Source organism: Capnocytophaga cynodegmi DSM 19736, assembly GCF_000379185.1.
Classification (GTDB): Bacteria; Bacteroidota; Bacteroidia; order Flavobacteriales; family Flavobacteriaceae; genus Capnocytophaga; species Capnocytophaga cynodegmi.
This window is the reverse complement of sequence record NZ_KB900717.1, coordinates 1-26145: the sequence shown is the minus strand read 5'-3', so window position 1 is coordinate 26145 and position 26145 is coordinate 1. Positions and strand designations below refer to the sequence as shown.

Below are 26145 nucleotides of genomic sequence, written 5' to 3'. Positions count from 1 at the left end.
GTCTTTTTGTTTACTTTTTATGGAAAAAGGCTTTGGTTTCTACTTTGGCAAATTGCTGGAACATTTTCATAACGCCACAATATTTCTCAACGGATAAATCTACGGCTCTTTGTAGCTTCTCTTCGTTAAGATTCTTTCCTGAGAAATGATATTCTACTCGTACGGTGTGATATACTTGTGGATGTTCTTCTGTAAGTTCTCCAAAAGTTTCAATTTTGAATTCTTCTACTTCCAATTTCATTTTTCGGATAAGTGAAGCTATATCCAATCCCGAGCATCCTGCCAATGCGGAAAGCATTAGGGCTTTGGGGCGTAATCCTTCTCCTTTTCCGCCGTTTTCTTTTCCGGCATCGATTTGTATTTCTTTTCCCGAAGGATTATTTGATGAAAAGAGCATATCGCCTTTCCAAATGGTTGTTACTTGATGCATATTATTATTTTTTTGGTTTATTTCTTTTCTTTGTACTTTTGGCTTGAACCAAAAGTACCAAAAGTTCAAGGCTTTGATTACTTCACTAAAAAATGATTACTTTTTCTAAATTTCCCAAACTTGCTTCCTGCGGTCGCTTCGAACAATGGAAAATTTTTAACGAAAAAGTAATCATTTTTCTTAACGTTTCGTTCCCAATGCCGTTGGCTTACTCTTGAGAATGTTTTTTATAAACAAACACAAATTTTTAACTAATAATTTATTGTGTTTGTTATTCTGTGCGAGTCCGTGTAATCTGTGGGAGATTATTTGTCTTATTTTACTATTTTAGCGATGCTTTCCAGTAATTGAGGTTTGTCCTCAAGGGCTACTTTGGCAAAGCTATATAGCTCTCTTACCCATTTGTCAAGGTCGGTAAAGGCTTTGTTTTTGTCTTGTGTAGCCTGTTGATTTTCCCCTTTTTCCTGTAGGTAACTTGCGTAAGCCGTTTCTGTTTGAGTTATCTTATCAAGTTGTGATTTGATATGCTCGGGAGTGATTTTTAAGATTTTTACAGCAGTTTGTAAAGTCTGATTTTCATCTAAATTCTGATATAAATCTTTCATTTCCTGCAAAGAGTTGGCTATTACTTGCGAACTAGTCCCCTTTAACGACAAGTTTTTCAGCACATCGGGTTGGTCTTTAAAAATTAGCTTTGCTTTTTTGCGGTCGGAAAGATAAATTTTAGTGACTTCGTCCAATTTTTGATGAAACACTGCTGAGGCTGTGGTTTCTTCTGCACTTTCTTTCTTGCTTTTCTGATATGTTTCCGAAGCTCTGTCGTAGAGGGCTTTTCCTTGTGCCACTCGGTCAGTGTCATAACCATATTCAGCTAATTCAGTAGCCAATTCGGTTTCTTTGCTCAAGTTATGGAACAATGCTCCATATTTTTGAAGCATTTGCTCATTGGATAGGTAATACTTACTCATTTCTTTTATTTTTTAAAGGTTTATATTCTGTTGTATCTCCCACAGATTTCACAAATTCACGCGGATTTCTGTTTTATGCCTTGCAGATTTAGTGAATTAATATAACTTTTTTCTTTTTGTATAGAAAATATTTCTAATTCCTCTGTTGTTTTTAGTTTTTTAATACTGCTGGAGAGTCATTCCCCCATTGGATTTTTATTTTGTACATTCCGATTTTCCTTTTGTACACTTGTTTTTTCATTTTCCCCTAACAAACCAATGCATTCCCCCAACAAATGTTGTTATTGTAGTTCGATTTTTTGTTATTGTAATGAAAAACAAATCCTTTGTAGACAAAGATAGAAATATTATATTGATAAAGCAAGTGGTTTTTTCTTTAGATTTGTTTACATCCCCCTACTCCCTTCAAAAGGGGGAATAAAATTAGGTGTTTTTTTCGTTTAGATTTGTTCACATCCCCCTGCTCCCTTCAAAGGAGGAATAAAATCAGGTGTTTTTTTCTTTTAGATTTGTTTACATCCCCCTGCCCCCTTCAAAAGGGGGAATAAAATTAGGTGTTTTTTCTTTAGATTTGTTCACATCCCCCTGCTTCCTTCAAAGGAGGAATAAAATCAGGTGTTTTTTCTTTAGATTTGTTCACATCCCCCTGCTTCCTTCAAAGGAGGAATAAAATCAGGTGTTTTTTTCTTTTAGATTTGTTTACATCCCCCTGCCCCCTTCAAAGGGGGAATAAAATCAGGTGTTTTTTCTTTTAGATTTTTTACATCCTCCTGTTCTCTTCAAAGGGGGAATGAAATTAGGTGTTTTTAGTTACAAAAATTCCCCTTTGAAGGGGGTAGGGGGATGTTTTTATAATCTTTATTAAAATAATAGTATTACGACTCCACAATTTTTATTTCCTCTTCGGTTAGGTTGTAGAGTTTGTATACCATTTGGTCGATTTCTTTATCGGTTTGAGTGATTTGGGTAGCTATTTGCTGTGCTTTTTTCTGTTCCTGCAAGAAATAATCTTCCCACTCGGCTTCTTGCGACAAACTTAGCTTTATTTTTAGTTTGCCAAGCTCTTTTACGAACTCTTTAAACGAAAGCTCGTGCCACGTTTGCAGTTTTTTGGGTAAATTATCACCTAATTCAAACTTCCTAACTACCATACGGCTGAACTTGTCCGATACCTCTCGCAATTCCTTATGTAAAGAAAGCATTTTTCTGATTTTTTCAGAAAATTCTAATTGTTCATCTATAATGATATTAGGTATTTTTAATAATTGTAAATCAGCCATTAATATTTGTGGAAAAGCTTGTTCATTAGTTATCATTTTTTGCTGAACAATATAAGTCAATAATTTCGAATTTAATATTCCTAATATGTAATAGATGTCATAATATCCAAAATTGTTTTCTTTTTTTGGATAGCAGGAGTATAATGTACTTTCAGTTAATACAGGATTTTCTATAAATGTACAACATAAAATATTTCCTGTTCGCCTTATTAAGATTCTTGGAGAAATATCATATTTCTCTCTACTTTTAGTTCCTCCTGAAATAATCAAATTATTATAGTTTGTATAAAATCTGTTTTTGATTAAATATCTGTCAATACAATTTCCTAATAAGAAAATATCTTCGTGATTTTGTTTTTTGACAAAAATATTATCACTTCTGTCTTTTACTGCCATTCCCTTAAATAGTACCGCTATTTCAGAAAGATTAGGAAAATTAAGTTTTTCATATTTAGAAACTATTGGGTTGTCAGTATTATTTATTTCAATTATACTGTGATTTTTCCTAAATAAAAATTCTCTAAATTGAATTTTTTTTTCTTTATTATTGATATATTCAAAAATAATACTGCCTGTTGTTGCATCTTCAAAGACCCAATCTTCAAAGTAAATAGCTTTTGTTATTTGTCCTTTTTTATTCATTATAGATACACAATCCTCATAACTTCTTGTTTTAAGAAATCCTTCAGGAATAATAAAAGAAACTAAGCCTTTATTTGATGCAATATAAATACTTAATTCATTAAATAGTGTAAATATATTCTTAGAATTTGCTTTCTTTATACTATTAAACGAAAGAGTATAATAATTCAAAAATTTCTCTTCAGTATTATTTTTTGTTAAATTTAAATACGGCGGATTTCCGATAACTACATCAAATCCTCCTTTCTCAAACACTTTGGGGAAGGCTTTTTGCCAGTCAAATGCCTTTTCACCTGCCACTTCAGGGTCACTGATAAGGGAGTTTCCGCATTTTATGTTGGCAGAAAGGTCATTGAGCTTACGTCCTCTTTGTGCGGTGCGTAGCCAGAGAGAAAGTTTGGCTATTTCCACGCTTTCTTCATTCAAATCCACGCCAAAGAGGTTGTTTTCCAAGATACTGTTCTCCACATTTTGGAAAGTGATACTTGCTCCAAAGAGTTTGCCCTCCAATTCGTCCAAATATTGGTGTTCTGCGATTAAAAAATTGAGTGCTTCATTCAAAAAAGCACCGCTACCACAGGCAGGGTCAATGATAGTGAGCTGTAAAAGCCATTCTCGATAGGTTTTTAGCTTGGTGAGAAGCTGTTCTTTGGTCTTTTTTGGCTTACTTTTAGCAAAATCTTCGTCGTTTAGCTGTATTTCTTGCTTTTTTTGATCGCAAAGTTTGCCAATGGTGTTCTCAACGATGTATTTTGTGATGTACTTTGGTGTGTAGAAGACGCCGTCTTTCTTTCTTTTGGTTTGTGCTTTGTCAATAGTTTGTCCTTGAATTTGAGCTTGTATCTCATCAAGTTCATTGAGGGAGTTTTCAAAGATATGCCCAAGGATATTAACGTCAATTTCGCTGTTAAAATCATATTCGGATAGTTTTTTTGTGTTCTGATACAGCAGATTATCGTCAATTTGGAGCTGTTCAAGGATTTCATCAGGTTTGAAAAGCCCACCGTTGTAAGCGAATATTTCTTTTTCTTTGTTTCCGTTGTTTAGGTAACCAAAAAATTGCTTAAATCGCTCGTAAAGCGGAATGTAAGCGTCCAGTTCTTTGAGCTTGTCCCATTGGTTTAGAATGGTTCGTACTGAATTTGAAGGCAATAGGTAGCTGTCTTCAGCAAAAAAGAGAAACAGAAAGCGGTCGAGCAGTTTTTGTGATTTTTTGAATAATATGAGTTGGTCAATATCCGGATTTAGTTGGCATAAACTGACAAATAGTGTTTGTTTGAAAGCCGAATAATCCTTATAAAGCTTTTTAGTGATGGCTTCTTCCTGACTTACAGACTCTTGTTTTATCTTTTTTGGGATATCTTGGCTGATGTTTTGGAAAGCCAAACACAAAAATAGGTTTTTGAAGTCATTTTCAGATAAATTAAACAAATTGAATTCCAGAAAATCAACTGCATTATCAATATAAAACCGTAATTTTTCAAAGTTGGAAGTGATTACGTAGGTACAATCGGGTTGGTTGTTTTTGTACCCGAAGGCTTGAGCTTCAATTTTAGAAAGGTCGGTAGTATTTGTACCTTTCAGCTCAATAATGGCACGTACTTTTTGATTGATAATGATGGCACCATCTGCTTTTTTGCTGTCTTTTATGTTTTTATACTCTGTGGTAAGGTTGAAATTGTCGGCAGGATTGAGTGTGTAACCTAAAATATTCACAAACAAATCCCTAAGAAAGCCTTCTTGGTATTGTTCTTCTTTTGAATTGTAGATGTTTTCTTGTATTTGCGGATTGTGAAAGTGTGCTTTGTAAAGTTCCCACTTTTCTGATAACAATTCTTTGTTTATTTGGTTAGTATATTTTACTAAAACAGTTTTTTGAAATAAAGCCATTGGTTTTGGTTTTGAATTTTATGTAGTTGTCCCACAGATTTCACAGATTAACGCGGATTTTTTGTGGTTAATTTGTTGTAATTATTCATCTGTGTAAATCTGTAAAATCTGTGGGAATATTTTGCATTTTATTTTTTACAAATTTAGATACTTTATTTGTTTAAATATTTTTCAGGAATATACTTTTTGCCTTTCAAATCAATGAAGTATTGACAATCATCTTGATATACGAGAATATATAGTGTTGCTTTTGTTCTGTTTTCAGTGTTTTGTATGTCAATTTCTTCTTTTGAGGTATGTCTGAAATCTAAAAAATGTAGCTGCTTTTGAGGTTCGATAACCCATTGCATTGTGGTAAGGTCAATAACTCCCATTGTATTATTTATAGATTCTGCAATGGCGTATCCTAATCGTTTTTTCTTTATTTCCTTGATAAACAGAGTTTTTGTATCACCCGAAATACTCGTAAAATGGCTGTATTCTTCTCCTTTTTTCTTGGTCAGAAACCAAATATTATCTTTTGCATACGTATTTTGCTCAATCGTTTCGTATTCAAACTCAAATGGAGACAAAATTTCTTCTTTTTTATCAATAATTCCCATCATAGGATTTTCTTTTGATAACTTTCGTGCTAAAACATAGGTGTTTCCATTATGAGTAATGATGTCAACATATTCAAAATTCTTGTTGTTGGGAGTTACTCTTTTAGGTTTTTCTGAAGTATATGCAGTGGTTACATCTGCATCAATAACTTTTGAAAACAAATCATCTTTTTCAATACGTTTCAGTTCCAAACCACTTGTAGGGTGATATTCAAACTCAAAAAAATCATTGAGAGAATAAAGTTGCCCTTTAATTTTGGGAGTAGAAAGTTCATCTTGTATTAGGATTGGACTGCCTGAAGGCGGAACGATTTCTTCCATTGTTTCTGCATCAATGTATCCTGTGTCAAATCCTCGTTGGAAATACAAAATATTGCCAATGGTGTTCGCATCGTAGTCTTTAAAGAAGTCTTTTATCTTATTTTGGGCAAATGTTTCTGGAGTTAGGTTTTCTTCTTGATTGTCAAACTCTTTCGGAAGGAATTTTTTTCCGCTGAAGTCCATATAAAAACTTTTTGAATAGATATCTGTACTTATCAGAATATGACATTTTGCCCGATTTTTAATATCGTGCCGATTAACTTTCTTGTCGGTGTCCACAATTAAGTCTTTGAAAACCAATTTGTCTTGTGGAGGAATAACCCATTGCATTTTTACCAAATCCACAACAGCATAATTTTCTTTATTAATATTTTTGGCTATTCCGTAGCCGAAAATTACCGTTAAGGCAGAAATATCATCAGGAACTTGATTCTTCAATTTTTCTTCTCCTGACATATTGATAAAGCCTATTACTTTATCCTTACTCATTGCCGAGTCTTGAACTGTAAGCCAAACGTCATTTTCATTGGAAGCATATTTGTTTACATCAATCCACGAATGTTTGTAATTAAAATGCTCTGAAATATTACCTTGTTGGTCTATAATAGCATACAAATATCCATCTTCAACTTTTTTACATACAATTAAATAGTATTTTCCTTTATACTTAAAAACATCATTATCTCCAAAATAGTTACAACTTTCATATTCTTTGGCGAAAAATACAGTTCTGTTTTTTATCTGAAACCCTTTTGATAACTTATCCGAAGGTACAAATTCATATTTTGGTTTCTTATAAGGAGGAGAATGTAGAACACAAGAGTAATTTATTTCTTTTTTAGTTGAAATTTTCCAATTGTTGTCAACCGAAAATGTATAATAATGCTCGACAAACAAATCATAACTCACTTTTCCCTTAATTGGTGAGAGACTTTGGATATAAACATTAGTATGGATAGGATTAACGAGGGTTTGCATCGTTTTCTTATTCATAAGTCCTAATTTTCTATCCACATAAAAGGGAAGAATATCATTAGGATTTGTGTTTTTACAATTGGTGAAAAGTTCCTCAAGTTCTTTGTGTACCTCTTCTTCCGTTTGTGAAAAACCACAGAATGAAGTTAAAAACAAAATAATTAAATATATCTTTTTCATAGTTGTTTGTTTTGTTTTTATGTAGTTGTCCCACAGATTACAAGGATTATTACGGATTTTTTATATCTGGTTTGTTATAATTTTTCTCTGTGTAAATCCGTGTAATCTGTGGGAGAATATTTCAATTAGTATCCTACTTTTTTACGAACTCTTTTGAGTACTTCGTTGGCTGTTTTCTGAGCTTTTAATGCTCCTTCTTGTAGTATTTTGTCTAATTCCTCCAAATTTTCCATATAATAGTTGAATTTTTGGCGAGGTTCAGCAAATTTTTCTAACATAAGTTCAAAAAGAGCTTGTTTGGCGTGTCCGTAGCCATAGTTTCCTGCTAAATAATTGCTTTTCATCTGTTGTGTTTGCTCTTCAGATGCGATTAATTTATACAAAGCAAAAACATTGCACGTTTCGGGGTTTTTAGGTTCTTCTAATGGAGTGCTATCGGTTTGTATCGCCATTACTTGTTTGCGGAGTTGTTTTTCAGGAAGAAAAATATTGATGAAATTGTTTCGTGATTTACTCATCTTTTCTCCGTCTGTTCCTGGGATTATCATTATGCGTTCCTCAATTTTAGCCTGAGGAAGTACAAAAGTTTCTCCCATTTGATGGTTAAATCGGGAAGCTACATCTCTTGCCATTTCAAGATGTTGTAATTGGTCTTTTCCAACAGGTACTATTTCTGCATCATAAAGTAAAATGTCGGCAGCCATTAACATAGGGTAAGTGAAAAGCCCTGTGTTGACGTCTTCCAAGCGGTCTGCTTTATCCTTGAACGAATGTGCTAGTGTAAGTCGTTGATATGGGAAAAAGCAACTCAAATACCAAGTGAGTTCCGCTGTTTGAGGGACATCACTTTGGCGATAAAAAACAATCCGATTGTAATCCAACCCAAAGGCTAACCACGTAGCAGCAACGCTATAGGTGTTGGAGCGAAGTTCTTCGCCATTTTTGATTTGTGTAAGTGAATGCATATCAGCAATAAACAAAAAAGAATCGTTTTGAGGATTCTGTGCCATTTGTATTGCGGGTATGATAGCTCCTAAAATATTTCCTAAGTGTGGAGTTCCTGTACTTTGTATGCCTGTTAATATCCTTGCCATATTGTTGTGAATTTTCAAAATTGTTAAAGTGGACAAAATTACAAAAACATTTTAGATTTTTTATATCTTTGTGCTTCAACCAAAATTAAAATCAGATATGCGACCTTACATATTGGCTGAAACCAATTGGAAAGCTGTGAAGGATACTCATTTTTCAGTTGCTATTCTTCCGTGGGGAGCCACTGAAGCCCATAATTATCATCTTCCGTATGCTACCGATGTTATTGAATCGGAATACATTGCCGCCGAATCGGCTCGGATTGCGTGGGAACAATGCAGTAAGGTGATTGTACTACCAACTATCCCTTTTGGAGTAAACACAGGACAGGCTGACATCACGTTAGACATCAATATTAACCCCAGTACACAACTTATTTTGTTGTCTGATATTGTCGAAACCCTAAATCGGCAAGGAATATACAAACTTGTTATTCTCAATAGCCACGGAGGAAATGATTTCAAACCGATTCTGCGTGAATTAGGGCTAAAATTCCCCAAAATGTATATTTCTTTATGCAATTGGTTTCAAAATCCAGAGAAGAAAAATTATTTTGACATTATCGGAGACCACGCCGATGAGATGGAAACCAGTCTGTTAATGTATTTACGTCCTGATTTGGTACTTCCGCTATCACAAGCTGGTGACGGAGCCGAAAACAAGCACAAAATAACTGAATTCACACAAGGTTGGATGTGGGCAGAACGCCAGTGGAGTAAAGTTACTGCAGATACAGGTATCGGTAATCCTAAATTGGCTGATGCACAAAAAGGGGAGCGTTATTTTAAGTATATTACTGAGAAAATAGGCAATATTCTGGTGCAATTGGATAAATTAGATATCGAAAATCCTTATCAGTAATTTTTTTTTGTGTAAAACAAATTATTTTATATCTTGCAAAACTTTTTATAACTATCAGAAAAGAAACATATTATATGACAACAGAAAAATTATCATCTGAAAAAGCGATGGAGCTTGAAGATAAGTACGGAGCACATAATTATCATCCGCTTCCTGTGGTTTTAAGCAAAGGAGAAGGTGTTTACGTATGGGATTTGGAAGGAAAAAAGTATTTTGATTTTTTGTCGGCTTACTCGGCTGTAAATCAAGGTCACTGCCACCCGCGAATTATAGGGGCAATGACAAAACAGGCTCAAACTCTTACGCTCACATCACGTGCCTTTTACAACGATAAATTAGGCGTTTATGAAAAATACGTAACTGAGTATTTCGGTTTTGACAGAATGTTGCCAATGAACACAGGGGCAGAAGCTGTAGAAACTGCCATTAAAATATGCAGAAAGTGGGCGTACGAGAAGAAGGGAGTGCCAGAAAGCCAAGCCATCATCGTAGTTTGTGAGCAGAATTTCCACGGGCGAACTACCACAGTGGTTTCTTTCTCGTCAGATAAGAATGCGAGAAAAAATTTCGGACCGTACACGCCTGGATTTATAACCATTCCGTATGATGACCTACAAGCATTGGAACAAACGTTAGCAAAAAATCCGAACGTGGCTGGATTTCTGGTAGAGCCCATACAAGGTGAAGCAGGAGTGTACGTTCCGTCAGAAGGCTTCCTTAGTGGTGCTAAAAATCTTTGCGAAAAACATAATGTACTCTTCATCGCTGATGAAGTACAGACAGGAATTGCTCGTACAGGTAAGCGATTGGCTGTTGACCACGAAAATGTAAAGCCTGATATGTTGGTGCTGGGTAAAGCCCTCAGTGGGGGAGCGTATCCAGTAAGTGCTGTACTTGCCGATAGCCATATTATGGAGGTGATTAAGCCAGGACAACACGGAAGTACTTTCGGAGGGAATCCCGTGGCGGCTGCCGTTGCGATTGAAGCATTACAAGTTGCCAAAGATGAAAACTTAGCTGAAAACGCTCAAAAATTGGGTGAAATCTTCCGTAGGGAAATTGGCGAGTACATCAAAAACTCAAATATTGCAATCTTGGTACGTGGAAAGGGATTGTTAAACGCAGTAGTTATTAATGATACAGAAGAAAGCGATACAGTGTGGAACATTTGTTTGCGTATGCGAGATAAAGGGCTACTGGCAAAGCCTACACACGGCAACATTATTCGTTTTGCACCTCCTTTGGTAATGAATGAAAGCCAGTTAAAAGAATGTATTGACATTATCATAAGTACATTAAAGGAGTTTGAGAAATAATTTAAAGTATATACCAATGGAAAATCAAATTAATTTCTTCAGAGAAGACAACCAAAAGTTAGAAGTTACATCGTTTATTAAAGAAAACCTTTCGCAGACAGCAAAATGGGCGAAGTTTCTGGCCATCGTGGGCTTTGTAGGACTAGTAATTATGTGTTTGATAGCTGTTTTAATGCTTACTGTAGGGTCGTTTATCTCCTATCAGTTGAATACACCTTTTAATCCAGGTATTTTGGGGGTTACCTACCTCATAATAGTCTTGGTTTACTTCTTTCCGCTAAAGTATCTGTATGACTTTTCTGTAAAAATGAAAAAAGCTTTGAACCTTACAGATAACCAAGCCTTTTCAGAGAGTTTTTCCTCCTTAAAATCACATTATAAGTTTATAGGAATATTTACGATTGTTATTATTTCAATATATCTTATAGGTTTTCTTATGATATTTGCGGGAATGTTATTTGGAGGTGCTATTAATCAAGATTTTTAGTTATACATTATGTTTTATATTGACCTCGCAATCCCTGCGAGGTCAATATTTTTTTTCGATGTCAGGGCAAACATTTTGCGAATAGCTTTGTATTCTAAAATACTTTTTTCCAAAGGTTTGCTCTTGCTAAATCAAATTGCAAGGGTTAAGACTTTTGTTTGTTAGCTTAAAATTGAAAAGATAATACTTGGAGGTTGTCTTTTTTGCTTTTTGTGAGATTATTTTCATATCGAAAACTAAAAAATTATTTCACGAAAACTGAAAAGCAGTAGGAAATTATTTTTATTAAAATGTTATAATTAATAAAGTGCAGATTCACAGTGTTTTCTATAGGTTTATAAAAAAAATAAGATATAAAGATACGATTATATAAGAGTTAGTTATATGATTATAATAAAAAACAATGTTTAAAAATAGGAAATTGAAAAAAAAAGAGCCAAATTTGTGCGACTAACAAAATCTAACAACACGTATGCGTAAAATTTATCTATTAGTATCGCTTGGGGTGTTCATAAGTTGTAATAACACGCCTAAGAAGCAGTCTGTTACAGATGCAGAACCTGCACAAACCAAGTCGGAATTGCTAAAAACAGCCGAAACATTCTTCAAATCGGTTAGTTCCGTGCCTAAGCCAGAAATCTCAGAGGAGAAAATTGCCTTGGGTAAGAAGTTGTATTTTGACACGCGTCTGTCAAAGGACGGAAACATTAGTTGTAATTCTTGCCACAACTTGGAAACCTTCGGTGTGGATAACTTGCCAACTTCACCAGGGGATACAAAGGAGTTGGGAGCAAGGAATTCACCTACCGTGCTACACGCAAGTTTACACGCAATGCAGTTTTGGGACGGAAGAGCCAAAGATGTGGAAGAACAAGCCGAAGGTCCTATCTTAAACCCTGTAGAACACAATATTCCAAGTGCAGAATTTTTGGAGAAGAAGTTACAACAGGTAGCGGAATATCAAGATTTGTTCAAAGTGGTGTATCCTGACCAAGAGCAGCCTATTACCTTTAAGAACATTGCCAATGCCATTGGTGCTTTCGAGCGTACGCTGAATCCCGCATCACGATTCGACAAGTTTTTAGATGGTGATGAACAGGCTTTGAATCAGCAGGAAAAAGATGGACTAAAAGCCTTTGTGGATAACAGCTGTATAACTTGCCACTCGGGGGTAGCTCTTGGAGGACAGATGTTTCAGAAGTTTGGCTTGTTCGGAAATTATTGGGAACATACCAAAAGTAAAAAGATTGATGCAGGTCTGTCTGACTTAACTAAAAACGAAGCTGAAAAGTACTTCTTTAAAGTTCCTGGACTGCGAAATATCGAAAAAACAACTCCATACTTCCACGATGGCTCTGTTGAAAAGCTGGAAGATGCTGTTAGAATAATGGCTAAACTACAATCAAACAAAGATTTGACAGAAAAGCAAGTTGATGATATTGTAGCATTCTTAAAAACATTGACTTCTGATATTGAAGATAGTCAAAAAAGATTATAATAACTGAAAAGCACTCTGAAAAGGAGTGCTTTTTTTAGTAGTTTATTAGTTTTCTAATTGAATTTTTGTAAGAAAAATCTTTTTTAATAAAAATCTGAATGGAAAGTAATAATCAAACCATTTTCTTTCATAAATTGAAATAAGAAGTTGTCATCGGAAAGTTTTATTACATAAATTTAAACAGAAAACTATTATAAAAAAGTTTTCTTAGAATATAAAATAAAATGTAAGAAAACTTTTCTTTTAGTTGTTACTAATTCAACTGAAATGTTGTGAAAGATTTGTTGTAAACTTCTATCTGTTTAATAGATATGACAGATATGCTAAATCCTTGTTAAATAATTTGTTATTTATAGAAGAAGTGAGTATTTTTGAAGCAAATTTAATGCTTAAAAAGAAAAACTTATGAAGACAACAAAACTTATTTTCAGTTTCTCTAAGCTGAGAAATAGCGAATATCCGTTGGTAGTAGGACGTATTTTAGAAATCGTTTCAAAACATAATCTGGAAGAATTAGCTCTGAAAAAAGCCTACGACAGGGTAGCATTACTTCAACCAGAGTTGGAAAAAATCAAAATTCAAGAGAAAACAAGTGGTTTAACTTCTGAAATAGCTGCTGCCAATAAGTTACGGGATAAAATAACAATAGTTATTTTCAATTTGATTAATAATTTTAAACAATTAGGTATTTCGCCTTACTCTGATAATGCTAAAACGCTTCATTTGTGGCTATCGAAGTACGGAAAAAGCATCGTTAAGGAAAATAATACCTCACAAACTGAGAAAACGAACCAGTTAATAGCTGAAATGGAAGCAGATGAAGCTATCAAAAAGGCTCTTTCTGCATTGCATCTTACGGATTTGTTTGTTCGCCTGAAGAAAGCCAATGAGGAATTTGAAAGACTTTTCCGTTCTCGTACTTCTGAAGTTGCGAGTCTGCCCGAAGTAGATGCGAAAGCTATTAGGCAACAAGCAGACAAGGAATTAAATAAACTTTTTGTAGCTATCGATTTCTGTGCGTCGGAATATGAGGATAAAGATTACAAACCGCTAATTAGCGAGTTACAGGAATTGCTTAATTATCATAAAACACAAATCAAAGCAAGAAAGAATAAGAAAGTTCTTCCTGAAGTAATGTAAATTGGAGTAAGAAAATCATTTATTAGAAAAAATAGAATTAGATTTAGTGATGAAATAGAGTTAAGGTCTTATTTTTTAAAGGCTTTAGCTCTGTTTTGTTTGATGCTCATAAATTTTTCGTCAGATTTGAGTAAACTGATACCAATAACAAAATATATATTGTAATTTTGTTGCAGTAAAATGTATTTTTTACTTTTCGTCATTCGGATAATTTATATAAAAACGATGTAATGCTACTTTATTTTTCAATTTTATAAAAATGGAAAAGAGAAAACTTGTAAAATTTTTGATTTGGAAGTCCAAACACCTTACTAATCAACAATTCATACTGATTTTGTGCGCTGTTATAGGTATTGTGTCGGGTATTATGGCTGTTTTTATCAAAAAATTTACGTTGCTGATTCAACATATACTTCAAAATAGCTTGGTGGCATCGTATCACAGAGCTTTTTACTTTTTTTTTCCTACGATAGGCTTTTTGATAGTATATTTCATTATAAAATATGTCATAAAAAAGCGTCCTGAACCAGGAATTCCTTACACGTTGTATGCAATTTCACGTCTGAAAGGACTTATCCCTTCCAAACAGATGTATGCAAGTCTTATTACAGCACCATTCACGGTGGGTTTTGGTGGTTCTACAGGTTTGGAAGGACCGATGGTAATTTCAGGAGCGAGTTTTAGCTCGTATATAAGTAAGTTATTTCACATTAATCAATCGGAGCGTATGCTGCTGATTGCTTGTGCTTGTTCAGCTACAATGGCGGCAATGTTTAAGGCTCCTGTAGCTGCAATAGTGTTTGCAATTGAGGTTTTTAGCTTGGATTTAACGCTATTATCATTACTTCCGCTGATGGCTTCGTCCTTATTGGCTGTTTTAACGTCGTACTTCTTCTTAGGAAATGAAATTCTGATGCCTATTAACTTAGATGGAGAGTTTACTCTAGAAGATGTACCTTACTACGTGCTATTGGGTGGCTTTACGGGCTTGGTTTCAATCTATTTCTGCACAGCTTATCAGCGAATTGTATCCTATTTTGATGAAATAGAGTCGTATGTGAAACGTCTGTTCTTTGGCGGACTGATGTTGGGGCTGGTTATCTTTTTTATTCCTCCACTTTATGGAGAGGGTTTTGAGGTAATGAATACGCTCATTAGTGGCAATCCGAAAGATGTATTGCAGAATGCTTTTAATTGGGAAGTAGAAAGTGCGTGGTCTATTATTGCATTGATGTCAGGATTAGTTCTTTTCAAAGTGGTGGCGATGGCAACTACAGTAGGAGCAGGTGGAGTAGGAGGGGTGTTTTCTCCAGCTCTTTTCACAGGAGGTATATTAGGAAACCTATTTGCCAGAACCGCCAATCAGTTGGAGTTGTTTGGACACTCAGTGCCGTTGGCAAGTTTTACCCTGGTGGCAATGGCAGGACTCGTAGCCGGAGTGTTACACGCTCCCTTAACAGCTATCTTCCTCATAGCGGAGCTTACCGGTGGCTATACGCTATTTATCCCACTGATGATTGTAGCCTCTGTTTCCTTTGGGCTATCTAAATATTATATAAAACACTCTTTATATACCAAGCGTTTGGCTTTAGAAGGTAATCTCATAACGCACGATAAAGACCAGAAAATTCTTACACTGATGGATATTGACTCTGTTATCGAAAAAAATCTTATCCCAGTAACAGCACAGATGACGTTAGGGGAGTTGATAGATAACGCGGTGGTAAAATCTAACAGAAATGTATTTCCTGTAATTCACCCAAGTACAAAAATGTTTGAAGGTGTTATCTTGCTGGATAATATTCGTACAATAATGTTCAAACACGAGTTGTATGAAAGTGTAAAGGTGAAAGACGTGATGCAATCTCCTCCTGATATAATCCGAATGGAGAAAGATAAGATGGCGGACATAATGGATAAATTCCAGAAGACTAATGCGTGGAATTTGCCTGTAGTTAAAGAAGGTGTTTATGTAGGATTTGTGTCGAAATCTAAACTCTTGACAGCTTACCGCAAGAATTTGATTTATTTTTCTACGTAAAATTAATCAGAAACCTATAAGAAAACAAAAAGCGACAAGTATTCCGTTTGGATAGTTGTCGCTTTTTTATTTTTTTTGACTGATTTATATGAATTTAAAAAATAATTGTTTTTGAATGATTGTTTTATATCCCCCTTGCCCCCTTAAAAGGGAGATTGTTAAGTTATTTTTTTAATTCTATGAGATTTATAAATCAGTGATGTGTTTTTTATTCCCCCTTTCAAGGGGGTAGGGGGATTGTTAAGTTATTTTTTTAATTCTATGAGATTTATAAATCAGTGGTGTGTTTTTTATTCCCCCTTTTAAGGGGGTAGGGGGATGTTATTTGTTATTAATTTGATGCTATGAAGAAAAGAAAAAACGACAAGTATTCTATTTAGATAGTTTTTGTTTTCTCTTTTTCTATGATATTGTTATTTTGAACGCTAAGAATATAATATTTTGTCAGGCTGAGCGAAGTCGAAGCCTTATTATCAAAACTATTTCTATTTGTTTTCTATTTAATTTACAGAGTATTTACAATTTTGTTAAACTAGGCGGAGTCGAAGTTCTTTGTCAGAGGCTTCGACTTCTCTCAGCCTGACAGCTTTAAATAAGAAAAGGCTTCGCTTTCGCAAAACCTTTTACAATCTTATTGTCCAAAAAATTGAAAGTATTATTTCGATTAGATAACTACTATTCTACCTATTTTTATACATCTGGTCGTAATATTTTTGGTAGTCGCCACTGGTGATGGTATCTAGCCACTCTTGATTTTGCAGATACCAAGCTACGGTACGCTGAATTCCCTCTTCGAACTGCAAGGAAGGCTCCCAACCAAGCTCTTCCTTAATTTTTGTAGCGTCAATAGCATAACGAAGGTCGTGTCCTGCTCGGTCAGTAACAAACGTAATGAGTTTTTCCGAGCTTCCTTCAGGGCGACCCAACTGCTTATCTACTTCTTTGATGATGACGCGTATCAAGTCGATGTTTTTCCATTCATTAAAGCCCCCGATGTTGTACGTATTGCCAATTTTACCCTTGTGGAATATTACGTCAATTGCTCTGGCGTGGTCTTCAACGTAGAGCCAATCTCGCACGTTTTCGCCTCGTCCGTAAACGGGTAATGGCTTATTATTCCGAATGTTATTGATGAATAAAGGAATTAATTTTTCAGGAAACTGATAGCTTCCGTAGTTATTGGAGCAGTTAGAGATAACTGTCGGAAGTCCGTAGGTGTCTTGATAAGCTCGAACGAAGTGGTCGGATGAGGCTTTCGATGCCGAATAGGGCGAATGTGGGTCGTACTTTGTGTTTTCTGTGAAAAGCGTGTTGTCCATCTGCAAAGCACCATACACCTCATCGGTGGAGACGTGGTAGAACAGCTTTCCGTCCCAATTGCCGTTCCAAACCTCACGTGCTGCCTGTAGAAGTGATAGCGTACCCATAACATTGGTCTTCGCGAAGGTAAAAGGGTCTTTAATGCTGCGGTCTACGTGGCTTTCTGCTGCCAAATGGATAATTCCGCTGATGTTTTTGCTCTCTATGAGTTGCTTCATAGCCTGAAAGTCGCAGATATCAGCCTTTACGAACTCGTAGTTAGGTGATTTCTCTATATCTTTGAGGTTTTCCAAGTTTCCGGCATACGTTAGTAAATCCAAATTGATTATTCTGTAGTCAGGATATTTGTTTACAAACAACCGAACCACGTGCGAGCCTATAAATCCAGCTCCGCCTGTTATTAAAATGTTTTTTTTCATTTGAAGTGTTTTTTAAGTAACCAAAAACCAATTAACAAGTACCAAGTTAGTTTGATGTGTATTGATTTCTATTTTTTTAATTTCATTTTGTTATAGATTGAAGCTAAAATATTCTTCAATTCGTTACTCTCCTGTTTTAAAGTTTCCCAATCTGTCTTTTCATTATGGTAAATTGCAATGATAATTCGTATCCAATAGTTTGTCTCTCTGATTTCTTTTAGGCATAATCCTATTTTATTAGTAAAATCAGCCTGTGACACTGCTCCTTGTGCTTCCTGATAATTTGCTCCTACTGAGGTTGCTGATTTTATCAGTTGGTACGCAATTACCTTGTATTCTTTTTCATTGGGCAGTTTGCGAACTCCGTTAATTACACGGATAGAAAAATTAAATAATCTGTCTTCTAATTCGTTTGCCATTTGTCGGTTGATTTCCTTTCGGAAAACTTGTTTCTTGTTCCTTGTAACTTACTTTATCTCTTTCAAAGCCTCTTTCCAATGTGAAATTGTATAATTAAAATCGTTTTTTAGCTTTGATTTGTCCAAAACCGAATAACTTGGACGTTTTACCTTACTTGGGAATTCGCTCGACAAGCAGGGTTTAATCAGACAATCATTCCCTGACATACGAACGATTTCGGTAGCGAAGTCGAACCACGAGCATACGCCTTCATTTGAGAAATGATACACCTCGCGTTTTTTGTACAAATTTTTCTCAATGATATGGACGATAAATGCAGCTAAGTCACGAGCATTTGTGGGCGTCCCAACTTGGTCGAAAACTACTTTGAGTTCATTGCGTTCAGAACTCAATCGTTGAATGGTTTTGACGAAGTTATGCCCAAAGGAAAGCGAGTACAACCACGAGGTTCTGATGATAAGATAATCAATATCCGCATTCTGAATGGCTTTTTCGCCCTCTAATTTCGTTCGTCCGTAAATTCCCAGCGGTTCCGTAGGGTCTGTTTCGGAGTAAGGTGTGTTTTTAGTGCCTCCAAAAACATAATCCGTTGATATATGAATAAGAGAAGCGTTGTTTTCCTTGCAGACTTCTGCCAAATACCCTACTGCGATGTTATTTATCAGGTTGGCGGTTTGTATGTCGTCTTCGGCTTTATCCACGTTAGTATATGCGGCACAATTAACCACAATCTGAATGTTATTTTTCTTTACGAAATCCGAAATTGCCTGTCGGTCGGTAATGTCCAAGTCCGAAGCATCTGTAAAGAAGTAATTTTTGGTTTTTCCTTGAATATTCTGAATCTCAGAGCCTAATTGTCCGTTAGCTCCTGTAATTAATATGTTTTTCATTGTGTATTTGCCAAAAAATATTGCATTATAAAGGAATATTTATTCCAGCCATAAATCCTCCAGTAGTTTGACTTACAGACCATTGAGAATAATATGAAAAGACAAGGTCAACTTTATTATTTTTACCTAATTCCAATCCTAAAGCAAAAGGAAAATGCTGAATAATACCTTTTTTACTAATATTTTCGTAGTGGGTGATTGTTTCGAATTTGCCCACTGAAGTTCCTATCCCAATTTCAATAAAAGGTGATACCCAAGGAATCGGAATACGAAGTCGTGCTTTTGCACCTAATAATAATGCATTTGTAGATACCTTTTCGTTAATCGCTTTATTGTAGATGTCCTTCCATCTTGAATCTGTAAATACTGCTCCTATATAAGGTTTGATATCTACCCAAGAAGTTATTTTCAAGATTAGTTCACCTTCTGTAATAAATCCTTGGGAAATTATCTTATTGGTACTTTTTTGAGGATAACTCATTCCATAACCTATTTTAGGAGTAATCGATATTTGTTTAACAAATTGTGCATTGATTGCATTTGAAATCATTAAAAATAAAACGGATAGTAGCAAATAATTTTTCATGATAAAAAAATATATTTTGATGATTTTCTGAATAAATGAATTAATTTTTATACAGGATTGTGTCATAATCGAAGTGAAAAGCATCTTTCAGCAAGGGGCTTTCTTTGTCTTTTTGCGAAAGAATAATATTTTGATGAGGGATTTTCCAATCGATTTGCAACGCAGGGTCGTTCCACAAAACGCTTCCTTCTTCTTCGGGATTGTAGTAATTGTCGCACTTATATTGAAAAATGACTTCCTCGCTCAGCACGGCAAATCCGTGAGCAAAACCTCTAGGAACGAACAATTGTCCCTTGTTTTCGGCAGAAAGCTCAACGGCTACGTGTTTGCCAAAAGTAGGCGAACCTTTGCGGATATCGACTGCAACGTCCAAAACCTTTCCTACTACTACGCGTACCAATTTCGACTGCGAAAACGGAGGTTTCTGGAAATGCAATCCCCTTACCACACCGTAACGCGATTTTGACTCGTTATCCTGTACGAAAGTTGTTTTACAAACTTGTTCTACGAACTTTTCTTGTGAAAACGACTCAAAAAAGTATCCGCGCTCATCGCCGAAAATTTTAGGTTCAATGATGATAACGTCTTTTATTTCTGTTTGGATTATGTTCATAGTGCTGTTGCTTTTCAGGTATGTTTCTGTTTGTAATTGATGTTGAATTTATTTTTCTCCCAAATATATCTTTTGGATTGCTATTCTACGAACTCGTTGGTTACATCTTTCCAATTTGGTTCGTCATAGTCGAAGTTTTCATCATAATAGATAACTTTGAAAACAGGGATAGCTTCTTCAGGACTATTGAAAAATCGTCTGAAATGCTGAAAAATCACATCTGATTGATATAAACGAACCTCTACACTCCATTTCCAACCCTTTTCTGTTTCCATTTCAGCCATTTGGATATAATTCGGTTGTTTGTCATCACTCAAAACAACAAAACCTTCCTCATAAATGCTTTTATTTAGAAAATCCTCCAAATCTTCCCAAGAAATTGCCTCTTGGTCTCTGAATTCTGTACTTATTATCTTCATTTTTTGTTTTATTTGTGTGAAATGGTTTCCTATTTGAAAGTTAATCCATTTTTTGTAAATAGAAAATTGAAAAGCTATTTAATCAACTCTAACAAATATTGCCCGTATTGATTTTTTAGCATTGGTTGGGCTAACTCTCGGATTTTTTCGGCAGAAATCCAGCCTTTTTTGTAGGCAATTTCTTCCAAACACGATATTTTAAGTCCTTGTCTTTTCTCAATAGTTTCTACGAAGTTGGAAGCCTCTGAAAGTGAATCGTGTGTGCCTGTGTCAAGCCACGCAAAACCTCGTCCTAATAGTTGGACTTTCAGTTCGTTGTCTTTCAAAAACTGTTGGTTTACTGTGGTGATTTCCAATTCTCCACGTGCCGAAGGTTTTATGTTTTTGGCCACATTTACAACTTTATTCGGATAGAAATACAGCCCCACTACAGCATAATGCGATTTTGGTTTTTCGGGTTTCTCTTCGATGGAAAGTACGTTTCCTTCTGCATCAAATTCGGCAACTCCGTAACGTTCAGGGTCTTTGACGTAGTAACCGAAAACGGTTGCTTTACGCTCTTTTTCAGCGGTTTCAACGGATTGCAGAAGCATTTTGGTGAAACTTTGTCCGTAGAAAATATTATCGCCCAATACGAGGCAAACATCATTATTTCCAATGAATTGCTCTCCGATGATGAAGGCTTGTGCCAGTCCGTCGGGTGAGGGTTGCTCGGCATAACTAATTGAAATTCCGTAGTCGCTGCCATCACCTAAAAGTCGCTGAAAACCAGGCAAGTCTTGCGGGGTCGAAATCACCAAAACTTCACGAATACCTGCCAACATCAGCACCGAAAGTGGATAGTAAACCATCGGTTTGTCATATATAGGTAGTAACTGCTTTGAAATACCTTTTGTAATAGGGTAAAGCCTTGTTCCTGAGCCTCCTGCTAGAATAATTCCTTTCATAGTATTTTACTTATTTTGTGTGAAAAATTTCTTCCATTGTGTGCCACCATTCGCCTTCTTTGAGTTCCAAGGGTTGTTGGCAAGGATCGGTCTCTGCCCACCAACGTCGCGTTTCGGAGTCGGCAGCCATTTTTTGCATATCTTCTTCAAAATTGTTTCCAATATATTCAAAATAAGCGAAAAGAAGCTTATCATTGAGTAAAAAAATGGAATAATTGCGAATGTTACATTCGTGGATTTTATCCAAAACGGATTGCCACGGATTGGCGTGTAACTCCCGATAATAGGCTAATTTTTCAGGTTTTATTTTGATAACTTGTCCGAAGCGTTTCATATTATTTTATTGGTTTAAAATTCTTAAAAGTAGCTAAGAATGATATTTAGGGTAGCCAAATGTATGATTTAGTTGAGAGAATCTAAAACTTTTCTATTCATTTTTTTTCGTTCCTTATCAAAAAACCAGCCATACTTATTAAAGTAATACATAGCAGATTTTATATGAGCTTTTAGTAGCTTTTTGTTTTTGTATGATTCTTTTTGATGTTCGTGAACGACTATTGCAGAGGGATAGAAAGAAGTTTGATATTTTTGATGTATCCTACGATTTAGGTCAATATCTTCCAAGTACATGAAAATATTTTCATCAAACAAGCCTACTTTTTTCAAAATATCAACTCGTAAAAACATAAAACATCCTGATAAATTCGGAATATTCATTACTCTGTCATAGCTAAAATTGTGTAGTTCATATTTTTCATTGATTTTATTTTTCCATTTTTTTAAAGGAATGAATCGTCTGAAAATCAGGTCTATAGGAGATGGGAGCAATTTGCATAAATATTGTAACTTACCATCAGGATAAATGATTTTAGGCATTGTATTGCCTACATTTGGATTGCTCTCCATATATTCAGTAAGTTTTTCGATAGTGTTTTCTTCAAAATATATGTCAGGATTTAATATAATGTGGTATGTACTGTCTATTTTCATTGCTTTTCTGATTGCTATATTATGAGCAGCACCATAACCTAAATTCTCATTATTGAAAATATATGAAATCGGTTTATCAGCGTAGAACTCTTTATGGATTCTCCTTAGTTCATCTGTAGGAGAGTTATCTACTAGAAAAAGATGTAAATCAATATTATTGGTGTTGAAAAAACTATCAATTACTCTTTTTAAATCGGATTCTTTTGTTTTATAAAGAACAATACTAGCGGTTAGTTTTGTCATTTTTTAATTTATTGTAAAATTCAAAATGCTTTTCTCCCATCACAGATGAAGAAAATTCATTTTCAAATAATTTTTTAGATGCATCACTATATTCACTTTTATGATCACTAACTAAGTGAATAGCTTTTGATAAACTCTCTATGTTCCCGCTTTCAAATAGTCCGACTTGAGTGTTGTTAAAATAACCTTTATAAATGGGCAAATCTGTACAAACAATAGGAAGGCCGTAAGCCATTGCTTCTAACATAGCCAAACCAAATCCTTCCGAATAAGAAACTAAAGTATATATATCAAAATATTTGTAATAATTATATGAATCATTTTTGAAACCTAAGATAATAAACCTATCGGAGACGTTAAGCGATTCAGAAAGATTTAGTAAACTTTCTTTTTCAGAGCCATCTCCTATTATAACAACAGCATAGTTTTTATTTTTTTGTAAAAAATATACTAATTGTTCGAATCCTTTTCGTTTGATTACCAATCCAACACTACCTATAAGGGTATATTTTTGTTTTAATTTTGTGATTTTGTCTCTATCTTCCAAACCTATTTCTTTTATCTGTTTTTTTGTTATCCCGTAAGGAATAATAGTAATCAAAGATTTTCGCTGTAGAAAATCTTCATAATATTTTAACATCTCAAAAGAAGAAACAACTAGAGGTAGATTTTTTCTAGACAATATTTTTTTCCATATGAATTGGTATAAATGCCTCCGAATAAAACCATAATTAAATTTAAGGTCCTCTTTTATCATGTTATGTAGAGAGGAAACAGATTTTTTTTCCATACTTTTACGATGGTAGTATAAGTATAAATCAGGTTTTAACATTGTTGAGTGTATAATGTCAAAATAATCAAAATCAAACTTCTCGAAAAAATTGATTTTTCTGGTTTCCACTCCCAAATCAATTGGATTAGGAGTTTTTTCAAAATAAAAAACAATAATTTCCTCAACTTTATCCTTCAATCCATCTATTAGATATTTTGTAAAAACAATTGGACCTCTATTTTCTATAGAAGGTAAAATATAAGCTATTTTCATTTGTTATGTATTTTATATAAAGCTCTATTTATTAAATATTGTAATTGATAGTAAGGAGAGAAAAGAATAGCTAAAAGCAAATATACAATTCCTTCTCTCTTACTTCTAAGGATGAATTTTTTGTACATAATGGCCGATTTTTGATACATTTTGTTTTCAAAACGAGTTGATTTTATGGCATTTTGATAGTTTTTCAATGAATAGCTATCTTTATTTGAATTAGAAAGTATTCTTTCCCGATATAATTTTTTTGTATAGTTAAAAGCCTTTCGTTGTAAAAGCCCCATAGAAGAAATTGTATTACCATTTCGAAGTCGAACGGAATAAATATTTTTTTGAATATTAGCAAGCTTGACATTGTTTGAAATAAGCCTTAAGATAAAATCATAGTCTTCAACACCTGCCATTCTGTAATTTCCATATTTTGTATAAATATCCCTATAAGTCATCCAAATATGAAGAACAGGTGAACTATACATTGCTACTTTCTTTATGGTTTGAAAAGTTTCAGGCTGTAAAACTTCTTTTTTTATACTATTATTTTCTTCATCAATAAAAGAATAGTTAGATCCAACTAATTTAATATCAGGATTGTTTTTCAAAAAAATATATAGGATGTTTATTCGTTCAGGATGTGAAATATCATCCCCATCCATTCGAACTATATATTTCCCGGTGGATTGTTTTAATGCTAAATTCAGTGTTTCAGCAATTTTTAAATTTGTTTCATTTCTTAATAGCTTTATACGATCATCTTCTTCGGCTATTTTTGTAAGAATTTCATACGTGTTATCTGTAGAACAATCATCAACAATAATTATTTCCAAATTGGAATACGTTTGGTTCATTACACTTCTTAGAGCTTGTTCTACAAATTTTTCAACATTATAAGTTGGTATTAAGACCGATATTTTTTCTTTCATTGAATTGTAATACATATATTAAAGCTAAACAGGCATAGTAGTAAGAAATGGCATGTCCTACCAATGACATCCCACTAATAAATAAAGGAATTGTCAAATATAAACTATATTTTTGAGTTGGTCTTATTAATATGAGATTAATTGCTAAAAAAAATGTAAGACCAATCAAGCCCGATTCAACTAAGTGAGTTACAAATAAATTATGTGCACCTATACCTAAATATTTAACCGTATTACCAAACCCGATGCCGAATAAGAATTCTCCCAAGGAGCATTCTTGCAAGTATTTATATGTTAGGTCTAATATTTCAAATTTACTTAAAAAACTTAAATCATTTGCTAATCGAGGAGCAATGAATAATATTAGCATGGTAAAAAAAATCATTCCTGTTAAAATGTGATGAAGTCTTACTTTGATAGTCAGCAAATAAATGAATGAAATGGTAATAGGTACCGTAATGATAGCACTTCTAGATAAAGTAGTCACAATTAAGATTGCTATGATAAGTAGAGGCTTTTTACTCCTTACATATTTCTTCCTTAACAGAAAGAAATAATAGAAAAAAGCTATCAATCCATACGTGCCAACAAAATTTGAATCAATAAACATTATACTTGAAAATTTATATGCATAGAAAAGCATACCCTCAATGTCCCTATAATCTTTTCCTGATCCTTCTATAACGAAAATAGGATGAGATAAACGCCAAAGTGCCTCTACAATCAATAGTAATATAGTGAAATAGATAAAGTATCGTGAATATTTTATTAAAACATTACCGTTAGTGTAGATAGCTACGTTTAAAGTTATCAAGAAGTAACTTAAAGAAAATAGAACATTTATTAGAGAACTTATGTCTGGCTCAAGAAAAATTTGAGAGACTATAAGGTACGAGAGGTAGAGAAAATAATATATTGAAAATTTGCTTATCCGAATAGTTGAACTATTAAAAAACAAGTGAGTGAAAAGGATCAAGAATCCTATAGTGAAAAATATATACACTGGACTTAAGGGTAAAATCTTTGTTAAATAAAACCCTGAGAATATTATGATTAAAAATAATGTTATATTTCGTAAGTTCAATATAAACTTCATGTGAAAAATTACCTTAGCACTACCCTTAAAGGGTATAAGTTAAAAGTGAAATTTTAGTTTCATGCATTAAGTCATTTGTAAATATAAGCATAAAATGGATTGAAACATTCTCTTAATTTTAAGCTAATACTCTTTATGATTCTAGTAGTTTCTTTCAGAATAAAGTATGTTGATTTTGAAAATAGAACCATTCATAGAATGAGGTGTCTTATTCTATGAATGATGAAATTTTTATGTTTGAGTACTAAAAACGTAAATAAAAACTTCTTTTATTTATTCAAACTTTGATTTAACCTAAAGAAGATTTTACATTTCTTAATAATAAACTTGTTTAAACTTTTCGAATAAATGTTAGTATAATCCCTATATACAACATAGCCATCCAAGTTGTGTTTAGGGTTTCATATCTTATAATCAATCTTTTAAAACCATCAAGCCACGCAAAACTCCTCTCTATTTTAAACCGATTTTTATATAATTCTTCGTCAAAATAAATGTTTTCATTTTGTCC

General features: G+C 34.1%; 24 protein-coding genes. 6 read left to right on the top strand and 18 right to left on the bottom strand.

Going from position 1 to position 26145, the window contains the following annotated elements; genetic code table 11:
* Nucleotides 1-10 precede the first annotated feature (10 nt).
* The 5 genes from YW9_RS0106635 to trpS all read right to left on the bottom strand — a co-directional run bounded on the left by YW9_RS0106635 (nucleotide 11) and on the right by trpS (nucleotide 8382).
* Complete coding sequence (locus YW9_RS0106635) at nucleotides 11-430, bottom strand: OsmC family protein (RefSeq protein WP_026193870.1); 420 nt, start codon at nucleotides 428-430, stop codon at nucleotides 11-13.
* A 314-nt stretch (nucleotides 431-744) separates the two neighbouring features.
* A complete protein-coding gene (locus tag YW9_RS0106630; RefSeq protein WP_026193869.1) occupies nucleotides 745-1398 on the bottom strand; it encodes a hypothetical protein in 654 nt (217 codons plus the stop codon).
* Nucleotides 1399-2273: 875 nt separating this feature from the next.
* Entirely contained in the window at nucleotides 2274-5210 is a 2937-nt protein-coding gene (locus YW9_RS0106620) for an Eco57I restriction-modification methylase domain-containing protein (RefSeq protein ID WP_018279406.1), read from the bottom strand.
* Nucleotides 5211-5362: 152 nt separating this feature from the next.
* Nucleotides 5363-7288 (bottom strand): hypothetical protein, encoded by a 1926-nt coding sequence (locus tag YW9_RS0106615; RefSeq protein WP_018279405.1) that lies wholly within the window; start codon nucleotides 7286-7288, stop codon nucleotides 5363-5365.
* A gap of 125 nt (nucleotides 7289-7413) precedes the next feature.
* Nucleotides 7414-8382 carry a tryptophan--tRNA ligase gene (trpS, locus tag YW9_RS0106610; RefSeq protein WP_018279404.1) on the bottom strand — a complete coding sequence of 323 codons (969 nt, stop codon included), beginning with the start codon at nucleotides 8380-8382 and terminating at the stop codon, nucleotides 7414-7416.
* Nucleotides 8383-8479: 97 nt separating this feature from the next.
* Between trpS and YW9_RS0106605 the strand changes: the two genes are divergently transcribed.
* The 6 genes from YW9_RS0106605 to YW9_RS0106575 all read left to right on the top strand — a co-directional run bounded on the left by YW9_RS0106605 (nucleotide 8480) and on the right by YW9_RS0106575 (nucleotide 15723).
* Nucleotides 8480-9241: a creatininase family protein gene (locus tag YW9_RS0106605; RefSeq protein WP_018279403.1), complete on the top strand. Its 762-nt coding sequence runs from the start codon at nucleotides 8480-8482 to the stop codon at nucleotides 9239-9241.
* A gap of 74 nt (nucleotides 9242-9315) precedes the next feature.
* Nucleotides 9316-10557 carry an ornithine--oxo-acid transaminase gene (gene rocD / locus YW9_RS0106600; protein WP_018279402.1) on the top strand — a complete coding sequence of 414 codons (1242 nt, stop codon included), beginning with the start codon at nucleotides 9316-9318 and terminating at the stop codon, nucleotides 10555-10557.
* Nucleotides 10558-10573: 16 nt separating this feature from the next.
* A complete protein-coding gene (locus YW9_RS12615; protein WP_018279401.1) occupies nucleotides 10574-11044 on the top strand; it encodes a hypothetical protein in 471 nt (156 codons plus the stop codon).
* A 472-nt stretch (nucleotides 11045-11516) separates the two neighbouring features.
* Entirely contained in the window at nucleotides 11517-12542 is a 1026-nt protein-coding gene (locus YW9_RS0106590) for a cytochrome-c peroxidase (protein ID WP_018279400.1), read from the top strand.
* 405 nt (nucleotides 12543-12947) lie between these two features.
* On the top strand, nucleotides 12948-13682 hold the full coding sequence (locus YW9_RS0106585) for a DUF6261 family protein (protein ID WP_018279399.1): 735 nt from the start codon (nucleotides 12948-12950) through the stop codon (nucleotides 13680-13682).
* A 259-nt stretch (nucleotides 13683-13941) separates the two neighbouring features.
* Nucleotides 13942-15723, top strand: a complete 1782-nt coding sequence (locus YW9_RS0106575) for a chloride channel protein (protein WP_018279397.1) — start codon at nucleotides 13942-13944, stop codon at nucleotides 15721-15723.
* A gap of 680 nt (nucleotides 15724-16403) precedes the next feature.
* On the opposite strand, the gene rfbB is transcribed toward YW9_RS0106575, so the two are convergent.
* The 13 genes from rfbB to YW9_RS0106510 form a co-directional block, all read right to left on the bottom strand.
* A complete protein-coding gene (gene rfbB / locus YW9_RS0106570) occupies nucleotides 16404-17462 on the bottom strand; it encodes a dTDP-glucose 4,6-dehydratase (RefSeq protein ID WP_018279396.1) in 1059 nt (352 codons plus the stop codon).
* Nucleotides 17463-17530: 68 nt separating this feature from the next.
* Nucleotides 17531-17881: a four helix bundle protein gene (locus YW9_RS0106565; RefSeq protein ID WP_018279395.1), complete on the bottom strand. Its 351-nt coding sequence runs from the start codon at nucleotides 17879-17881 to the stop codon at nucleotides 17531-17533.
* 48 nt (nucleotides 17882-17929) lie between these two features.
* Nucleotides 17930-18772, bottom strand: a complete 843-nt coding sequence (rfbD, locus tag YW9_RS0106560) for a dTDP-4-dehydrorhamnose reductase (protein WP_018279394.1) — start codon at nucleotides 18770-18772, stop codon at nucleotides 17930-17932.
* A gap of 25 nt (nucleotides 18773-18797) precedes the next feature.
* Nucleotides 18798-19253, bottom strand: a complete 456-nt coding sequence (locus YW9_RS0106555; protein ID WP_231555503.1) for a hypothetical protein — start codon at nucleotides 19251-19253, stop codon at nucleotides 18798-18800.
* A 145-nt stretch (nucleotides 19254-19398) separates the two neighbouring features.
* Nucleotides 19399-19971, bottom strand: coding sequence for a dTDP-4-dehydrorhamnose 3,5-epimerase (rfbC, locus tag YW9_RS0106550; protein WP_018279392.1), 573 nt, complete (start codon nucleotides 19969-19971; stop codon nucleotides 19399-19401).
* A gap of 80 nt (nucleotides 19972-20051) precedes the next feature.
* Nucleotides 20052-20390 (bottom strand): hypothetical protein, encoded by a 339-nt coding sequence (locus YW9_RS0106545; protein WP_018279391.1) that lies wholly within the window; start codon nucleotides 20388-20390, stop codon nucleotides 20052-20054.
* A 74-nt stretch (nucleotides 20391-20464) separates the two neighbouring features.
* Nucleotides 20465-21337, bottom strand: coding sequence for a glucose-1-phosphate thymidylyltransferase RfbA (rfbA, locus tag YW9_RS0106540; protein ID WP_018279390.1), 873 nt, complete (start codon nucleotides 21335-21337; stop codon nucleotides 20465-20467).
* 10 nt (nucleotides 21338-21347) lie between these two features.
* The gene (locus tag YW9_RS0106535) at nucleotides 21348-21671 is read right to left on the bottom strand and encodes an L-rhamnose mutarotase (RefSeq protein ID WP_018279389.1); all 324 of its coding nucleotides are present in this window, start codon (nucleotides 21669-21671) and stop codon (nucleotides 21348-21350) included.
* Between the two features lie 68 nt (nucleotides 21672-21739).
* Nucleotides 21740-22570 carry a glycosyltransferase family 2 protein gene (locus YW9_RS0106530; protein ID WP_018279388.1) on the bottom strand — a complete coding sequence of 277 codons (831 nt, stop codon included), beginning with the start codon at nucleotides 22568-22570 and terminating at the stop codon, nucleotides 21740-21742.
* Nucleotides 22551-23615, bottom strand: a complete 1065-nt coding sequence (locus tag YW9_RS13055; RefSeq protein WP_018279387.1) for a glycosyltransferase family 4 protein — start codon at nucleotides 23613-23615, stop codon at nucleotides 22551-22553. Before YW9_RS13055 ends, YW9_RS0106530 begins: the two co-directional genes overlap by 20 nt.
* Nucleotides 23612-24538: a glycosyltransferase family 2 protein gene (locus tag YW9_RS0106520; protein WP_155848737.1), complete on the bottom strand. Its 927-nt coding sequence runs from the start codon at nucleotides 24536-24538 to the stop codon at nucleotides 23612-23614. Before YW9_RS0106520 ends, YW9_RS13055 begins: the two co-directional genes overlap by 4 nt.
* On the bottom strand, nucleotides 24501-25265 hold the full coding sequence (locus YW9_RS0106515; RefSeq protein WP_018279385.1) for a hypothetical protein: 765 nt from the start codon (nucleotides 25263-25265) through the stop codon (nucleotides 24501-24503). Before YW9_RS0106515 ends, YW9_RS0106520 begins: the two co-directional genes overlap by 38 nt.
* A 700-nt stretch (nucleotides 25266-25965) precedes the next feature.
* A partial coding sequence (locus tag YW9_RS0106510; protein WP_018279061.1) for a transposase occupies nucleotides 25966-26145 on the bottom strand: 180 nt, incomplete at its 5' end.

Bases quoted from the DNA above. Each gene is read 5' to 3' on its own strand.
- YW9_RS13055 (WP_018279387.1), bottom strand. From the start codon at position 23,615: ATGAAAATAGCTTATATTTTACCTTCTATAGAAAATAGAGGTCCAATT.
- YW9_RS0106635 (WP_026193870.1), bottom strand. From the start codon at position 430: ATGCATCAAGTAACAACCATTTGGAAAGGCGATATGCTCTTTTCATCA.
- YW9_RS0106590 (WP_018279400.1), top strand. From the start codon at position 11,517: ATGCGTAAAATTTATCTATTAGTATCGCTTGGGGTGTTCATAAGTTGT.
- YW9_RS0106565 (WP_018279395.1), bottom strand. From the start codon at position 17,881: ATGGCAAACGAATTAGAAGACAGATTATTTAATTTTTCTATCCGTGTA.
- YW9_RS0106520 (WP_155848737.1), bottom strand. From the start codon at position 24,538: ATGAAAGAAAAAATATCGGTCTTAATACCAACTTATAATGTTGAAAAA.
- rfbC (WP_018279392.1), bottom strand. From the start codon at position 19,971: ATGAACATAATCCAAACAGAAATAAAAGACGTTATCATCATTGAACCT.
- YW9_RS0106545 (WP_018279391.1), bottom strand. From the start codon at position 20,390: ATGAAGATAATAAGTACAGAATTCAGAGACCAAGAGGCAATTTCTTGG.
- YW9_RS0106605 (WP_018279403.1), top strand. From the start codon at position 8,480: ATGCGACCTTACATATTGGCTGAAACCAATTGGAAAGCTGTGAAGGAT.
- YW9_RS0106530 (WP_018279388.1), bottom strand. From the start codon at position 22,570: ATGACAAAACTAACCGCTAGTATTGTTCTTTATAAAACAAAAGAATCC.
- trpS (WP_018279404.1), bottom strand. From the start codon at position 8,382: ATGGCAAGGATATTAACAGGCATACAAAGTACAGGAACTCCACACTTA.
- YW9_RS0106615 (WP_018279405.1), bottom strand. From the start codon at position 7,288: ATGAAAAAGATATATTTAATTATTTTGTTTTTAACTTCATTCTGTGGT.
- YW9_RS0106575 (WP_018279397.1), top strand. From the start codon at position 13,942: ATGGAAAAGAGAAAACTTGTAAAATTTTTGATTTGGAAGTCCAAACAC.
- YW9_RS0106535 (WP_018279389.1), bottom strand. From the start codon at position 21,671: ATGAAACGCTTCGGACAAGTTATCAAAATAAAACCTGAAAAATTAGCC.
- rfbB (WP_018279396.1), bottom strand. From the start codon at position 17,462: ATGAAAAAAAACATTTTAATAACAGGCGGAGCTGGATTTATAGGCTCG.
- YW9_RS0106585 (WP_018279399.1), top strand. From the start codon at position 12,948: ATGAAGACAACAAAACTTATTTTCAGTTTCTCTAAGCTGAGAAATAGC.
- YW9_RS0106555 (WP_231555503.1), bottom strand. From the start codon at position 19,253: ATGAGTTATCCTCAAAAAAGTACCAATAAGATAATTTCCCAAGGATTT.
- YW9_RS0106630 (WP_026193869.1), bottom strand. From the start codon at position 1,398: ATGAGTAAGTATTACCTATCCAATGAGCAAATGCTTCAAAAATATGGA.
- YW9_RS12615 (WP_018279401.1), top strand. From the start codon at position 10,574: ATGGAAAATCAAATTAATTTCTTCAGAGAAGACAACCAAAAGTTAGAA.
- rfbD (WP_018279394.1), bottom strand. From the start codon at position 18,772: ATGAAAAACATATTAATTACAGGAGCTAACGGACAATTAGGCTCTGAG.
- YW9_RS0106620 (WP_018279406.1), bottom strand. From the start codon at position 5,210: ATGGCTTTATTTCAAAAAACTGTTTTAGTAAAATATACTAACCAAATA.
- rocD (WP_018279402.1), top strand. From the start codon at position 9,316: ATGACAACAGAAAAATTATCATCTGAAAAAGCGATGGAGCTTGAAGAT.
- rfbA (WP_018279390.1), bottom strand. From the start codon at position 21,337: ATGAAAGGAATTATTCTAGCAGGAGGCTCAGGAACAAGGCTTTACCCT.